We start from the raw sequence: 13,806 nt of genomic DNA on the forward strand, positions 1-13,806 counted from the left end.
TAGACGGAGATGGAACCAAATCTGTATCAGATTGCAGAACATCAAACAGTGGAACGCATTTTGAACGCCTTCATCCGGGAACGGGGCGATGCGTCCCTTTTCGCTGAGAGCGATGACGCACTTGTTCGTTGGATGGACGCACAGGAGCCGGGGGCGACGTGGCTGAGTTTGCCTCTGCCGAAACGGCTGGGGAAATTGTTGGGAATCGTTACATATTCATCGGTGTTTGGCCACCACCGGTATGGGAAGCAGTTTTGGATTGCGGACGCAGATCAGCGCGTGACTCCCGTACCATCCGCCACCCAATTAATCACTTGGTTGGTGGAGGAGCTGGCCGGAGAGGATGAGGCGGAGCCTGTTGACGAACTGTTGGCTCAAATTCAAAACAGCATCGAAAAAACGGCTCTCTATCTTGAACACGCGTTGGCACATGGGGTGCGGGACGGGTGGGAATTGCACCCGGAAGAAAGGCTGAAATGGATGGAACAGCGCCTGTTGAGCGGACATCCTTTTCACCCCACGCCCAAAAGCTCAGAAGGGTTCAGTATGGAAGATTTGCGGCGATTCTCCCCGGAATTGCAAGCGTCTTTTCCGTTGCACTTTTTTGCGCTCCACCCGAACTGGATCGATGAAGAGTGGACGGAGGAAATCGCTCCGGCCAAGGCGGCCATCTTGCCGCCGGATGTGGCTGAGCGCACCGCTCGTGCCATTCCGGAGGGCTACCGTCTGTTGCCGATGCATCCATGGCAGGCAGCGTATGTGCGGCGGTTTTTAGCTTGGCGCACGGGACTGGAACAAGGTTTTATTATCGATTTAGGCCAGCTGGGGCCGGAGGTGTATCCTACCTCGTCAGTGCGGACGGTGTGGAGCGCCCGCTATCCTTATTCGTTCAAATTGCCGCTTCATGTGCGTATCACCCATTTTGTGAGGGAAAACACGGCGGAACAAGTGAAGCGATCCCTTGATGCTAGTCGCGTGATGGCCGTGTTGCGCCAGGCGTGGCCACATGCGTCCATGTCCGTATTGGCTGAGGCGGGTGCGATCCGGTTCCACCCTCCGGCAGACTTGGACGGAGAGTATTCACCGGCCAGCTTCAATGTGCTATTGCGGGAAAATCCTGATTTGGCCAAAGGGCGCACGCCGTTGGTGGTGGCTTCCCTGCTGGAATGTTGGCCCAACCAAAGTGAACCGCCGCTCTTGCAGGCGATTCGGCAGGCGGGTGGAGTGACGGAAGGGACGATCCCGTCGGAGCATCTGGCAACCTGGCTGAGAAAGTATGTGGAAGTGGTGTTCCTTCCAGCACTGGATCTGTTTGCCAATGAAGGGGTTAGCCTGGAAGCCCACGTGCAGAATTCATTACTTCATTTGGAACAGGGATGGCCCGATCATTTTTATGTGCGAGATATGGAAGGGGTCAGCATCAACCGGGACTTGGCTGAGGCCAAAGGGTATTACGATGGCGCGATCACTCCAGACAGCCCCGTTCTCTACTCCGGGGAGCAGGCATGGGAGCGACTGCAATATTATCTGATCACCAATCATTTGGGCCATCTTTTGCATGTCATCGCGTACTATGGACGCTGGTGTGAACGAGAAGCATGGGCGGTGGTGCGCGATCGCCTGGAACGGGAGAAAGCGGTTGCTTCCTCGCTTATGCGCCAAGTGCTGGAGCGATTGTTGGGAGCGCCTGTCATCCGGGCCAAAGCGAATCTGCTCAGCCGGTTCCAAAACCGGTCCGACTCGGCCGTTTATCTGGATTTGATCAACCCCATGCACAGCGAGGTGAAGGCGAAATGAAAAATGTATCCTATGCCTGGTTGGACGAAGCGTTGCAATCGCCGCTAGCCACTGAGGTACGCCGCCGCATCTTCCGGCAGCTGGTGGAGTCGCTGGTCTATGAAAAGGTGATTCCCTGCCGTAGCGAACGGTTCCAAGGAGAAGAACAGTTATATGTGATTGAGACAAAGCAGAAAGACGGGCAAGAGGTAAGCTATCAGTTCCGGGGTGTGCGGACAAAAACATTTGGGCGCATCCGCATGACCTCTGGCTCTGTGCGCCGCCGTCTAGGTGAAGAGGAAGCAGAAGCCGTTTCCTTGCGCCAGTTTTTGCTTGATTTGCGCCCGATCTTGAAAGAAGTAGACGAAAGCAAACTGGTGCAATTCATCCGTGAATTGGAACAGACGTGGTTGAAGGACAGTGTGGCCCAATTCGTCCGACATCGGGATGGGTTGGCTTTGGCAGGATCGGATTACAATCTCTTGGAACACCGGATTATGGATGGCCACCCGTATCACCCGTCCTACAAGTCGCGTATCGGATTTGACTTTGATGACAATATGCGGTACGGGCCGGAGTTTGCAGAAGGCATCCGCCTGGTGTGGTTGGCCGTGAAGCGGGAGGAGGCGCTTCTGTCATTTGGAGAGGCTGATCCAGTCCAATTTATGATGGAGCAGGTGGGAGAAGAGCGTTTTGCAGAGATGCAGGCGCAGATCCGGGCCAAAGGGCGGCGACCTGAGGATTACACCATGGTGCCGGTGCATCCGTGGCAATGGGAGAAGCACATTGTGCATCATCTTCAAGATTATCTTGCGGCCGGGTCTATTCTGTATTTGGGCGAATCGGCGGAAGAATACGGGGCACAACAATCCATCCGCACCCTGGCCAACCGGACGCATCCGGAGAAACCATATGTCAAGTTGGCGCTTAGCATTGTAAACACCTCCACCGGGCGAATTTTGGCCCCACACACGGTGCAAAACGCTGCGCCTATCTCCTTGTGGCTGGAAGGGATTGTCAGCAGAGATCCATATTTGCGAGATGAACACCGCTTGATTTTGTTAAAGGAAGTGGCGGGACTCTCTTATCATCCACCTGCGCCGGAATTGTTGCAGGCTGACACTTATGGTGTGATCGGTTGCATTTGGCGGGAGAGCTTGGAGTCCAAACTCCTTCCAGGTGAACGAGCTATTCCGTTCAACGCGTTGACGGCGTTGGATGTGGACGGCAAACCGTTTATCGATATTTATATTCAGCAGTCCGGACTGGAAGCGTGGGTGAAAAAACTTCTCCACACCAGTGTGTTGCCGTTGGTTCATCTGTTGTATGCCCATGGAATTGCGATGGAATCCCACGCGCAAAACATGGTGCTGGTCTTAAAAGATGGTATGCCGGAGCGGTTGGCCTTAAAGGATTTCCATGACGGCCTTCGCTTTTCGCGCCAGCATTTGACCGAACCCGAGCGGTGTCCCGCATTGCAGGGAACCCCTGAATACCATGCTCGCGTCAACCGCAACTCTTTCATCGAAACAGATGATGTGTTGCAGGTACGAGATTTTATGCTGGATGCCTTTTTCTTCATCAACTTGGGTGAGCTGGCGCTGTTCCTGGACAAGCATTACAGGTTGGCGGAGGAGACGTTCTGGAGCTTGGTTCACCAGACCATTCAAGCGTATATGCAGACGTTTCCTGACCAAGCAGAGCGATACCGCTTGTTTGATCTTTACACAGAGACGATTGAAGTGGAGCAGTTGACCAAAAGACGGCTTTATCCCGACACGGAATTGCGTGTCCACGCTGTGCCCAATCCACTGGCGGACATTCGCCGACAGGAGGAAAACCATGCGATTCATTAACCGCACCAAACAGAAAATCGCTCGTGGCGAGCCCGTGTACGGTTTGTTTTGTTCCAACCCTTCGCCGCTGACTGTGGAGATGATCGCAGCGGCTGGATATGATTTTGTGATCATTGATATGGAGCATACCTTGACCAATCCGGAGACGATTCAACATATGATCCGCGCTGCGGAGGTATTTGAGATTACGCCGTTGGTACGCGTTCTTGAGCGTTCGCCGGGTGTCATCCTGCAAGTGCTTGACGCTGGCGCCCAAGGGGTGGTTGTTCCCCATGTCAGAAACCGGGCGGAACTGATGGAGGCCATGGAAGCCTGTTACTACACGCCCAAAGGCAAGCGCAGTTTGAACGGAGGCAGAAATGCGCGCTTTGGCGCGGATGATCTGCGTGAGGTGATGGAGCGAGCCAACCGGGAAGTGATGTTTGTCCCAATGATTGAAGACAAGGAAGCTTTGGAACACTTGGATGAGATCTTATCAGTGGAAGGCATCGACTTCGTGCTGGAAGGGGCCGCTGATTTGTCGGGTTCTTTGGGAGTGCCGTGGCAAACTCGGCATCCAGAGGTGAAGGAAGCATTGCGGACATTGCATGAACGGGCCGTTCACCACGGGGTTCCGTATGGTGCCATACCAAGGAACAAGGCTGACCGGCAGAGATGGTGGGACAAAGGGGTTCGCGTGTTCGTAGTGGGCGACGACCGGGGGATCTTTTACCGGGCTTTGAAAGCGCAGCTCAGTGAATATGTTGATCAAGTGCAGGTGGAAAAGCAATGAATAAGCAGATGGAAGCGATTCTCACGCAGCTGAAAGAGACCAGCGGCCAACCGGTGTGCGCCTATGTGTATGACTTGGATCGTTTGCGGGCGCATGTGAGCGGGGTGGTATCCCAACTCCCTGAACGATGTGAGATGTATTATGCGATGAAAGCCAATTCCGAACGCCCTATTTTGGAGGAGTTGGCGCCATTGGTACGGGGGTTTGAAGTAGCATCGGCTGGTGAAGTGAAAAAGGCACGACAAGTGGACAGCCAGATTCCAATCATCTTCGGCGGGCCGGGCAAGACGGATGCAGAGTTGGTGGAGGCGATACAAGCTGGCGTGAAGTTGATCCATGTGGAGAGCATGCATGAGCTGATGCGTTTGGATCATCTGGCGGGACAGATAGATGCGACCGTGTCTATCTTATTACGGATCAACTTGGCGGGCCCGTTTCCAGACGCGGCCACATTGCATATGGCTGGCCGCCCTACCCAGTTTGGGATCAATGAGCGTGAAGTGCCGGAGATCATGAAACAGTTGGCCCGGTGTAAGCATGTGCGGCTGGAAGGGTTTCACTTCCATTCCATCTCCAATCACTTGCATGAATCGAATCATATCTCCCTGTTGCGCATCTATGTGCAAAAGGCCAAACAGTGGGCAGGCGAATACGGACTGGAGATCACGAGGTTGAATGTGGGTGGCGGCATCGGGGTCAACTACCAAGCGTTGGAAGAGCAATTCGATTGGTCTTTGTTCGCGTCGCTATTGGCAGAGATCGTAGAGCGCGAAGTGCCTGGAAATTGGAAGTTGATGTTTGAGTGCGGGCGGTTTTTGACGGCTTCCTGTGGTTGTTATGTGACTGAAGTGCTGGATTTGAAAGAAAACCATGGCGAACGTTACGCTGTCGTCCGCGGGGGGACGCATCACTTCCGTTTGCCTTCGTCCTGGCAGCATAATCATCCCTTTGAGATCGTGCCAGTGGAACAGTGGGCATACCCATTTGCCAGAAAGGAGTGGGAAGCGGTGGATGTGACGGTGGTAGGCCAATTGTGTACGCCTAAAGATGTGATGGCCAGAAAAGTGCCAGTGAGCCGCATCCGGATTGGGGATTGGATCGCATTTCAATATACGGGTGCTTATAGTTGGTCGATTTCCCACCACGATTTCCTCAGCCATCCCCATCCCGCTCATGTCTGGGTTCGTCCGTCAGAGAACGAGTGGAGCGTGACGGGAAAGGTGGGGGAAGCATGGACATCATAGCCGCGTTAGAGCGCATTCCTATCCAGAATTTGCATCTTCATGAAGCACATGAACCGGGGCGATTGCAAAAGACATGCGACAGCATCCGCCAAGAAGGGATGCTGCGCCATCCTATTCTGGCCACTCCGATGGACGGGGGATACCTGGTCTTGGACGGGGCACACCGCTTGGCTTCGTTGCGCCGTCTCGGTTGTGTTTATGCACCGGTGCAAATCATCGAGCGGGAACATCTTTCCCTTTCCGCATGGGATCATGTGGTACCTGACGGAGAGTGGCTTGATGACTGGATGAACGAGGCCAAGGTGCGATGCGTGCCGGAAATGGAAGCGGCCAACGAGGAAGTGGTGGTCACGCTGATTCGCCAGCGCAAGCCTTATGCCCTGCTGTTGCCTGCGGGTGAGAATGCGGCGGGGAAGCGTTTGTCCCTGTGGCGGAGCTTGGTGGAAAACTACAGCCGCCGGTTTAAAGTGATCCGTTTGCCTTACGGGACAGGGGTGTATCCAGATGAAAAGATGGTTTGCATACGGCATGCCGTCTGTGATCTGGAAGACGTGATGAAAACGGTGATGCGTAAAGAAGTGTATCCGGCCGGGGTTACCCGCTTCTTGATCGAAGGGCGCCTGCTGAACTTATGTATTCCACTTGCGCTCATGGCCGATGATCCATTTGCGAAGCGCGCTTGGGAGCATGCTTTGGCTCATTGGCGTTCGCATTTGCGCTGTTACACGGAGAAAGTGTATCTCTGTGAGGCTTCTGCCAGTGCATTGCTGATGGGAGAGAAAGCTGGGCAGGCGCCAAATGTGGTTGGTGACGTCGCTCCCATCCTATCCGCAAATTGAGGACGGGACGAGACGATGTGGCTTTTGGGGGCAACGAAGAGAAAAACCCTGCGGCATAGGTGACCGTAGGGTTTTTTGGTTGCGCAGGATCAAGCCGACTTCATGCTCCCTGGTTGAATCACTTTGTCAATGATTCCATACTGCAAGGCTTCATCTGCGGTCATGTAGTTGTCGCGATCGGTATCCCGTTCGATTTCTTCAAGTGTCTTGCCGCAACGCTCGGCATAAATTCCGTTGAGCACAGCCCGACTGTGCAAGATGTGTTTGGCCCGAATTTCAATGTCTGATGCTGGCCCTTGAATTTGTTGCACCCAAGGCTGGTGGATCATGATTTCGGTGTGGGGCAAAGCCATCCGTTTCCCCGGTGCCCCGCCGACCAAAATGGTTGAGCCCATTGAGGCGGCGAATCCGATGGCGATGGTGGATACATCCGGTTTGATGTATTGCATTGTGTCATAGATAGCGAGGCCGGCTGAGACGGAACCGCCGGGGGAGTTGATATACATATGGATGTCTTTGTCGGGGTCTTCGGCGGCTAGAAACAGCAACTGGGCAATGACGGCATTGGCCAATGCATCATCAATGACTGAACCGATGAATACAATCCGGTCTTTTAACATCCGTGAATAAATGTCATAAGACCGCTCTCCCACTTTCGTCTGTTCAACCACATATGGAATGTGCATGATTTTTCCGCCTTTCTAAGCATGGGGATGGCATGGAATGATATCCATGCGGAGTTTGTCGGTACAGGGGCGCTTTAAGCTGCGGACAGCATCGCGCGGGGGGAGGCGGAAGTATGCACGCCCCCAAACCCAGAAGAGATGATGCGGATGGTAGCGACTGCATCTGCTTGCCGAATGGTCCGCTCTTCGTGGAGCACTTCTCTTTGGATAGGAAAGGGGACGACTTGTTGCCCGTTGGTGCCGGTTGCGCGAGATTCCCAAACGATGGTTGCGTCACTCTTTTCTTCCGCTTGGCGCGGAGATGTTTGCTCCTGTGTTTTATTCACTTTTATCACTCCCGGGGTCAAGGTCGGGGTACACCGCCAGCAACACTTGGTAAGGGTGGGAACCCGACGCTTTGGTCTGGTATTTGCTGATCAATTGCTTGACCAGCTCCACATAATCTTGCACAAACTGTTGCCGTTCCGCTTCGTCTTGCAAATAGACTTGCATGTGCATGGAGGCGCTGGGGACGGTTTCATCTTGGTCAACTTGCTCCATCAAGGCCAAAGCATCTTTTTTGATGCGCTCCGAAGTGTGGATCAAATGAAGCAGGGAACTTTGGTCTTTCATTTTTTTTAGGGTGTTTTTTCCATAGGACAATGCTTCGGACAATATAAAGGTGCGGGCTATGCTTTGATAAAGCACTTCCACCAAATTGCGCACCTGCCGGGTGCCCATGCGTTGAACCAACCCGACTTTTTCCAGTGCTTTCAAGTGATAATTGATGCGTTGTGGCGTTTCGCGGAGAAGCTTTGCCACCTCTGTCGCGGATGCAGGTTCCTTCAGATGAGACAGGATTTCGGCTCGCAGTGGGTTCATCAGAGCGGAGGCTTGCTCAGGAGATTCAACTACATAGGTTTCGCGAATTGGTTGTTTCAAAATGACCACCATCTCAAAACAATTGTATTACGTAAAAATATTTTATTACGTAAACAGATCGTTGTCAATGATGCGGTTGCGGATGTTGTGATAAATGTGTGCAATGTTTGGAATTATTGTATAATAAAACTGTACAGTCTAGTTTGATTGGAGGTGCCTCATGGAACGTCCACTCAGTCCGCGCGCCCAAGCAAAGAAAAAGCAGATTTGTGAAGCGGCCAAAAAGCTGTTTTTGGAGTCAGGCTTTGCTGCTACAAGCATGGATGCCGTCAGCAGAGAAGCGGGTGTCTCTAAGCAGACGCTATACGGTTATTATGACGGCAAAGAGGCATTGCTCGTCGATGTGTTAGAGCAACTTATTCAAAATCTGGCGCAGGAGCGATTCTTTGCGCTGCCAGAGCCATTGGCGGATCGTACGCAACTTCGGGAAGCATTGAAACAGATCGCCGAAGCAGTGGTGACCAGTCTGATGCAGGTTGAGTATTTGGCGCTGGTGCGGGTAATCATTTCCGAATCCCCACGGTTTCCACGATTGGGCCAACTGTTTCGAACCACGGTACCTGAGCAGATGTTGAAGCGGGTTTCTAGTTTGATGCGGCAAGCGCAGGAGCGGGGCTTGGCCCAATTTCCTGATGCTGAGAGTGCGGCGCGGATGTTCGTCGGTCCCTTACTTACGTATGTGTTGCTTGATGGGCTGTTTACGCCTGCTACTCAGCCACAGGCCCCATCACCGCAACAGATCGAAGCGGTTGTCGATTTGGCGATGAAAGCGATGGCGGTGGAATCTGTCTAAAGGGAAAGAGCGCTACCGTCTGATTTATTTTCACCCAAAGAGAGGATGAGGGGAATGGCAGAAGCGGTATCTGCACATGTCACCGAGGTACTGGTTGTCGGCGCTGGCCCTACTGGTTTGACGTTAGCCAATGAACTGGCTCGGCAAGGGGTGCACTGCCGGATCATTGATCGCGCCCTGACGCCGTCCATTCATTCCAAAGCGCTGGGTGTGGTGCCCAGGACATTGGAGATACTTGAGAAGTTTGGCATAAGCCAATCGCTTGTGGATCAAGGGAACAAAGTGAGAGGGGTAAATCTGTTTAGTCGGGAAAAACGCCTTGTTCATCTGGAGTTGGCGCCGCTTTTTCACAGTGAATACCCGTTTCTGTTGATTGTGCCGCAGTCGGTGACAGAAATTGCACTGTTGGAGCGATTGGCTCGGTGGGGAACGAGGGTAGAGCGCGGAGTTGAACTGGTGTCGTTGGCCGCGGAAGGAGAGCATGTGGAGGTCACGTTGCGATCGGGAAACGGTAAGGAGGAGCGAGTGATCGCCAATTGGGTGATTGGTTGTGATGGTGCGCATAGTACGGTGCGCCACCAGTTAGGTATGTCGTTTGATGGGCGTGCTTTCGCGCGCCGGTTTGCCTTGGCCGATGTTGGTCTGGATGTTGATCTGCCCCGGGATGAATTACATGCCTTTTGGGTAAAAGGGGGATTTGTCGGCATTTTCCCGATGCGAGAGGAGAGTCGGTACCGCCTGGTGTTCGACCTGCCATCAGCGGAGGAAGAGGTGACTTTGTCGGAGGTGGAACATGCTTTAGCGCGATGTGGCCTCGGGCGGGCGCGGGTATTTGAACCCACATGGCTGTCGCGGTTTAGTATCAATCAACGGAAAACGAAACATTATCGCCAAGGACGGGTGTTTTTGGCTGGAGATGCGGCCCACATCCACTCGCCGATCGGTGGGCAAGGGATGAATACAGGCATCCAAGACGCCTTTAATTTGGCTTGGAAACTGGCGATGGTGGTGAAAAAAGAGGCACCAGCGTCATTATTGGACAGTTATGAGGCGGAGCGGGAGCCGATCGGCAAACGGATTGTGCAGTTGACGGCCTTGGCGACGCGCGCGATGCTTATTCAAAACCCCGTGGCCAGGGGGATACGCGACCGGTTGGTACCGCTTGTAGCTGCCAGTCGAAAGCGGCAAGAGAAGATGGCAAACGGGCTGGCGCAACTTTCCCACTCTTACCGAAACAGTCCGATCGTACGCGACCAACGGCCAGGCCGAAGTGAAGGCAGCCTGAGAGCCGGAGATCGCTTGCCTGCCGGGTGGCTGAATGCGAATGGTGTGCAGGTACGCCTCTGGGATCTCTTGCATGATACCGGTCACACTCTTCTCTTGTTTCAAGGGAATCAATCGGGAGATGTACTGGTGAAGCAGTGGGGGGAATTGAAGAGAAACATAGTGGACCGCTATGGGGACAAGATTCGTGTGCAGGTGATTGGCTGGGATGGCTCAAGCTCATGCACCGTACACGATGGCGGAGGCGTGATCCACGCCATGGCTGGTCTGGAGCAAGGGGGTGCACTGTTGATCCGCCCCGATGGGCATATCGCCTTGGCTGTGGGGCCGTCTCCGGAGCGCGTTTGGGATGACGTGGCACAGTGGGTTGTGCCGACAGGGATGGAATAAGGAAAGCCCGCCTTCTGACGAGATGGGAAGGCGGGCTTGTTTGCATCAATAATATGGAGAGATCATCAGATAGACGAGCACGCCGGTGATGCTCACATATAACCAAATCGGCATGGTGTAGCGGGCGATTTTGCGGTGTTTTTCTACATCCATCTTATAACCGAACACCGCTGTGTACAGTGCCAAGAACACGGTTGGCGCGGCCAGCACGATATGGCTGATCAGCACGATGTAATAGATCACCTTGATTACGCCTTCGCCGCCAAAGGGGGTTGATTCGGCGTTGAGATGATAAAACACATAAGTGATCAAAAACAAGAAAGTGCTGGTGAACGCCGCGAAGATGAAGCGACGATGCATGGTGATGTTTTTCCGTTTGATGAAGATCAGCGCCCCCAACAGAAACAACGTGGTGAAGCTGTTGAAGACGGCGTTAAGCGCGGGCAAAAACGTCAAATCCAAATGGGAGAGCCCTTCATACTTAGGCATAAAAAAAAGCAGGGCAATGACGGAATTGAGCAGGATGGTAATGCCGACAATCCAGGGGGTGTATTTGTCTGTTTTCACTTTCATTTTACTTCCCACCAATCTGTGCGTGCGATATAAGAATAAATTTGTAGACGAAAGCGACTCCCTGGCAGCTAGGCTGTGGCAGGGGTTCGCTTGGTCATGCGTCATTTTGGTTGATGTATGCGCTTGGCTCAGCTTCCGACTAACACGAATACTCTCATTGGCTATTTTAGAGATTCGATTTGGGATAGTCAATGAAGCCGATGGTTACGTGACAGGGACGTACCATCTGGTCATTGCGTTTGTTCATCAATTCGTCACAATGATATTGGCATTTGTACAATTTTTTCTGTTGTTTTTTATCCATGCGCGGGTATGATGGCAGGGAAATAACCAAGTCGCGGAAAAAGACCTTGTCCGTCGCAAAAGGGGGAAGGGGAAGTTGAAGAACACCTCACTGCGCCTCCGGTTTTTGCTCACTTTCACATCCATATTCATCCTTTCCCTGGTACTACTCGTGTCCGGCATCTTGGTGAGCATGGTGGCGCTGGCCGGGGACATCACCGGTGTAAGCCATTTTTACACCCACTACATCGCGCAAAAACCGCTCAGCGCCCAAGAGGAAAATCTATATCTTGACTTAAAATACATGGCCAAGAAACAGCCGGATCTGCTCGAAAAAAAGCAGGTATGGCACAATCTGGAGAAAGAGCGGCTGGCTTCGGTGAAGATGGCTTTGGTTGTACGCAAAGGGCAAACCGTTTTGTATCAGTCGCCCACATTGAAAGACAAACAGGTCGCCCAGGTCTTGCCGCCATACGAACCGGCCAATCTTAAGGTGCGCGATACCTTGGAAGTGAACGGGCAATATTATTCATTTATCAAATTTGATTATGATTGTCCTGATCAAGGCGATGGCAGTTTGTATCTACTGAAAAAGGTTAATCCTTTCACCGAATTGGTTCGCAAATGCCTGCCATTCTTTTTGGTGATGTTGCTGATTTTGTTTGTCGGTAGCAATGGGTATGTGTATTACCTGGTTTCCCGCAGTGTCATCCGTCCGCTCAATCATTTGGAGCAGGCTACCAACCGGATCAAGGAAGGGGAATTGGACTTTCGCATCGCGCCCATGGCCCGGGACGAGATTGGCAGGGTGGCCAGCGTTTTTGAAGAGATGAGATCCAAACTCAAAGATTCAGTCGAACAACAAGTGCAGACTGAGCAAAGCCGTAAGGAAATGGTTTCGTCCATTTCTCACGATTTGAAAACCCCCATCACCTCCATCATCGGCTATGTGGAAGGCATTCGAGACGGAGTGGCCAATTCGCCTGACAAAGTGGAACAATATTTGGCGACGATTGCCTCCAAGGCGCGCTACATGGATCGCATGATTGATGAATTGGCGTTGTTCTCCAAATTGGATTTGAAGCAAGCTCCGTTTTCGTTTCAATCGATTCATCTGCAAGCGTATTTGCGGGATGTGCTGGAAGAACGGGCGGTTGATTTGGTCAAAGCGGGGTTTGTGGTGCGCCATGACTGGCCGTCGGAACCCATCTACGTGTGGGCCGATCCGGAAAAACTAGCCCGGGTGTTGGGCAATGTGCTGGACAACAGTGTGAAGTACGGGGACAAAGAAGAGAAGTGGTTGGCCATCAACGTCACTTGTGGTGACGGCAAGGCGACCATTGAAATGAAGGACAATGGCGCGGGCATCGAGCTGCCTAGTCTGTCTCGGGTGTTTGAACGCTTTTATCGTGCTGAGCCTTCCCGTAGCTCCCAGACAGGGGGGAGCGGATTGGGATTGGCGATCGCCAAACAGATCGTGGAGGGGCATGGCGGGCGGATTTGGGCTGTGAGTGAAAAATCCAAGGGAACAAGCATTTTCTTCACCCTACCGATGGCAGGTGAACATGGTGAAACGAGTGTTAATCATTGAAGATGACACCAGCATTGCGCAATTGCAAAAAGATTATTTAGAGGTGAACGGCTTTCAGGTGGAGGTGGAGCATTCGGGGCACAAGGGGTTGCAGGCCGCACTACGCGCCGATTATGACTTGATCGTGCTGGATTTGATGTTGCCCAACATTGACGGATTTGAAGTGTGCCGTCGGATTCGAGCGGAAAAAGACGTTTGCATCTTGTTGGTGACCGCTCGCAATGAGGATATCGACAAGATTAAAGGGTTCAGCCTCGGTGCCGACGATTATATTACCAAGCCGTTTAGCCCCGGTGAGTTTGTCGCCAGGGTGAAAGCGCATCTGGCGCGTTATGAACGCCTTTTGGCAAAACGGGAAGAACAGCAGCAGGAGATTCACCTGCACGATGTGGTCATCAACCAATCCTCACACCGCGTCCATGTCAGGGGGCGGGAAGTGTTTCTGACGAGTAAAGAATTTGAGCTGTTGTGCTTCTTTGCCAACCATCCCAACCAGGTGTTTAGCAAAGAAAATTTGTTTGATCGGCTGTGGGGCGTGGATGCGACTGCTGATCTGTCCACCGTGACGGTGCACGTGCACCGATTGCGTGAAAAAATTGAAGCCAACCCTTCCCGCCCGCAGTTGATTGAAACCGTGTGGGGGGCCGGTTACCGTTTGAACGTCTGACCAACACAGCCCTTGCGTTTGGTATCGATATCGGCGCAAGGGCTGTTTTGCGCATGGGCACCACTCCTTGCCTATCACACGGGACAGGCTGTTTGAAAGGCAAATGAAGTGGGAACTGAACCTAGTACAGAG

13 protein-coding genes are annotated in these 13,806 nt (G+C 52.8%); 9 read left to right on the top strand and 4 right to left on the bottom strand.

From position 1 onward, the window contains the following. Positions 1 to 9 precede the first annotated feature (9 nt). From NYR52_RS04140 to NYR52_RS04160, 5 genes are read left to right on the top strand one after another with little or no spacing between them, the layout of a single operon-like run. A complete protein-coding gene (locus NYR52_RS04140) occupies positions 10 to 1,797 on the top strand; it encodes an IucA/IucC family protein (RefSeq protein WP_259436362.1) in 1,788 nt (595 codons plus the stop codon). Then, on the top strand, positions 1,794 to 3,632 hold the full coding sequence (locus NYR52_RS04145; RefSeq protein WP_259436363.1) for an IucA/IucC family protein: 1,839 nt from the start codon (positions 1,794 to 1,796) through the stop codon (positions 3,630 to 3,632). Before NYR52_RS04140 ends, NYR52_RS04145 begins: the two co-directional genes overlap by 4 nt. Next, positions 3,619 to 4,404, top strand: a complete 786-nt coding sequence (locus NYR52_RS04150; RefSeq protein ID WP_259436364.1) for an HpcH/HpaI aldolase family protein — start codon at positions 3,619 to 3,621, stop codon at positions 4,402 to 4,404. Before NYR52_RS04145 ends, NYR52_RS04150 begins: the two co-directional genes overlap by 14 nt. Positions 4,405 to 4,412: 8 nt before the next feature. Continuing rightward, positions 4,413 to 5,648, top strand: coding sequence for a type III PLP-dependent enzyme (locus NYR52_RS04155; protein WP_375163194.1), 1,236 nt, complete (start codon positions 4,413 to 4,415; stop codon positions 5,646 to 5,648). Further along, positions 5,636 to 6,487 (top strand): ParB N-terminal domain-containing protein, encoded by an 852-nt coding sequence (locus NYR52_RS04160; protein ID WP_022738323.1) that lies wholly within the window; start codon positions 5,636 to 5,638, stop codon positions 6,485 to 6,487. Before NYR52_RS04155 ends, NYR52_RS04160 begins: the two co-directional genes overlap by 13 nt. Before the next feature lie 89 nt (positions 6,488 to 6,576). Here the strand turns inward: NYR52_RS04160 and NYR52_RS04165 are convergent, their stop codons facing one another. The 3 genes from NYR52_RS04165 to NYR52_RS04175 form a co-directional block, all read right to left on the bottom strand. Beyond that, entirely contained in the window at positions 6,577 to 7,173 is a 597-nt protein-coding gene (locus tag NYR52_RS04165; protein ID WP_022738325.1) for an ATP-dependent Clp protease proteolytic subunit, read from the bottom strand. 74 nt (positions 7,174 to 7,247) lie between these two features. Further along, a complete protein-coding gene (locus NYR52_RS04170) occupies positions 7,248 to 7,499 on the bottom strand; it encodes a hypothetical protein (RefSeq protein ID WP_132219790.1) in 252 nt (83 codons plus the stop codon). Beyond that, positions 7,492 to 8,094, bottom strand: coding sequence for a winged helix-turn-helix domain-containing protein (locus NYR52_RS04175; protein ID WP_246026816.1), 603 nt, complete (start codon positions 8,092 to 8,094; stop codon positions 7,492 to 7,494). The genes NYR52_RS04170 and NYR52_RS04175 overlap by 8 nt, the downstream gene beginning before the upstream one ends. Positions 8,095 to 8,254: 160 nt before the next feature. Between NYR52_RS04175 and NYR52_RS04180 the strand changes: the two genes are divergently transcribed. Beyond that, positions 8,255 to 8,887 carry a TetR/AcrR family transcriptional regulator gene (locus tag NYR52_RS04180; RefSeq protein WP_132219792.1) on the top strand — a complete coding sequence of 211 codons (633 nt, stop codon included), beginning with the start codon at positions 8,255 to 8,257 and terminating at the stop codon, positions 8,885 to 8,887. A 54-nt stretch (positions 8,888 to 8,941) separates the two neighbouring features. Then, the gene (locus NYR52_RS04185) at positions 8,942 to 10,561 is read left to right on the top strand and encodes an FAD-dependent monooxygenase (protein WP_158283186.1); all 1,620 of its coding nucleotides are present in this window, start codon (positions 8,942 to 8,944) and stop codon (positions 10,559 to 10,561) included. A gap of 45 nt (positions 10,562 to 10,606) precedes the next feature. On the opposite strand, the gene NYR52_RS04190 is transcribed toward NYR52_RS04185, so the two are convergent. Beyond that, positions 10,607 to 11,134: a DUF420 domain-containing protein gene (locus NYR52_RS04190; protein WP_132219794.1), complete on the bottom strand. Its 528-nt coding sequence runs from the start codon at positions 11,132 to 11,134 to the stop codon at positions 10,607 to 10,609. Positions 11,135 to 11,513: 379 nt separating this feature from the next. Here NYR52_RS04190 and NYR52_RS04195 point away from each other — a divergent pair, with 379 nt between their 5' ends. Then, on the top strand, positions 11,514 to 13,007 hold the full coding sequence (locus NYR52_RS04195) for a sensor histidine kinase (protein ID WP_259436366.1): 1,494 nt from the start codon (positions 11,514 to 11,516) through the stop codon (positions 13,005 to 13,007). Beyond that, entirely contained in the window at positions 12,985 to 13,674 is a 690-nt protein-coding gene (locus tag NYR52_RS04200) for a response regulator transcription factor (RefSeq protein WP_132219795.1), read from the top strand. The genes NYR52_RS04195 and NYR52_RS04200 overlap by 23 nt, the downstream gene beginning before the upstream one ends. Positions 13,675 to 13,806: the final 132 nt, after the last annotated feature.

Origin of the sequence: Laceyella sacchari (assembly GCF_024927925.1) — a bacterium.
Lineage (GTDB): Bacteria > Bacillota > Bacilli > Thermoactinomycetales > Thermoactinomycetaceae > Laceyella > Laceyella sacchari.

Coding starts and splice junctions, on each gene's coding strand:
- NYR52_RS04190 (WP_132219794.1), bottom strand. CDS start 11,134: ATGAAAGTGAAAACAGACAAATACACCCCCTGGATTGTCGGCATTACC.
- NYR52_RS04150 (WP_259436364.1), top strand. CDS start 3,619: ATGCGATTCATTAACCGCACCAAACAGAAAATCGCTCGTGGCGAGCCC.
- NYR52_RS04155 (WP_375163194.1), top strand. CDS start 4,413: ATGGAAGCGATTCTCACGCAGCTGAAAGAGACCAGCGGCCAACCGGTG.
- NYR52_RS04160 (WP_022738323.1), top strand. CDS start 5,636: ATGGACATCATAGCCGCGTTAGAGCGCATTCCTATCCAGAATTTGCAT.
- NYR52_RS04180 (WP_132219792.1), top strand. CDS start 8,255: ATGGAACGTCCACTCAGTCCGCGCGCCCAAGCAAAGAAAAAGCAGATT.
- NYR52_RS04165 (WP_022738325.1), bottom strand. CDS start 7,173: ATGCACATTCCATATGTGGTTGAACAGACGAAAGTGGGAGAGCGGTCT.
- NYR52_RS04145 (WP_259436363.1), top strand. CDS start 1,794: ATGAAAAATGTATCCTATGCCTGGTTGGACGAAGCGTTGCAATCGCCG.
- NYR52_RS04185 (WP_158283186.1), top strand. CDS start 8,942: ATGGCAGAAGCGGTATCTGCACATGTCACCGAGGTACTGGTTGTCGGC.
- NYR52_RS04140 (WP_259436362.1), top strand. CDS start 10: ATGGAACCAAATCTGTATCAGATTGCAGAACATCAAACAGTGGAACGC.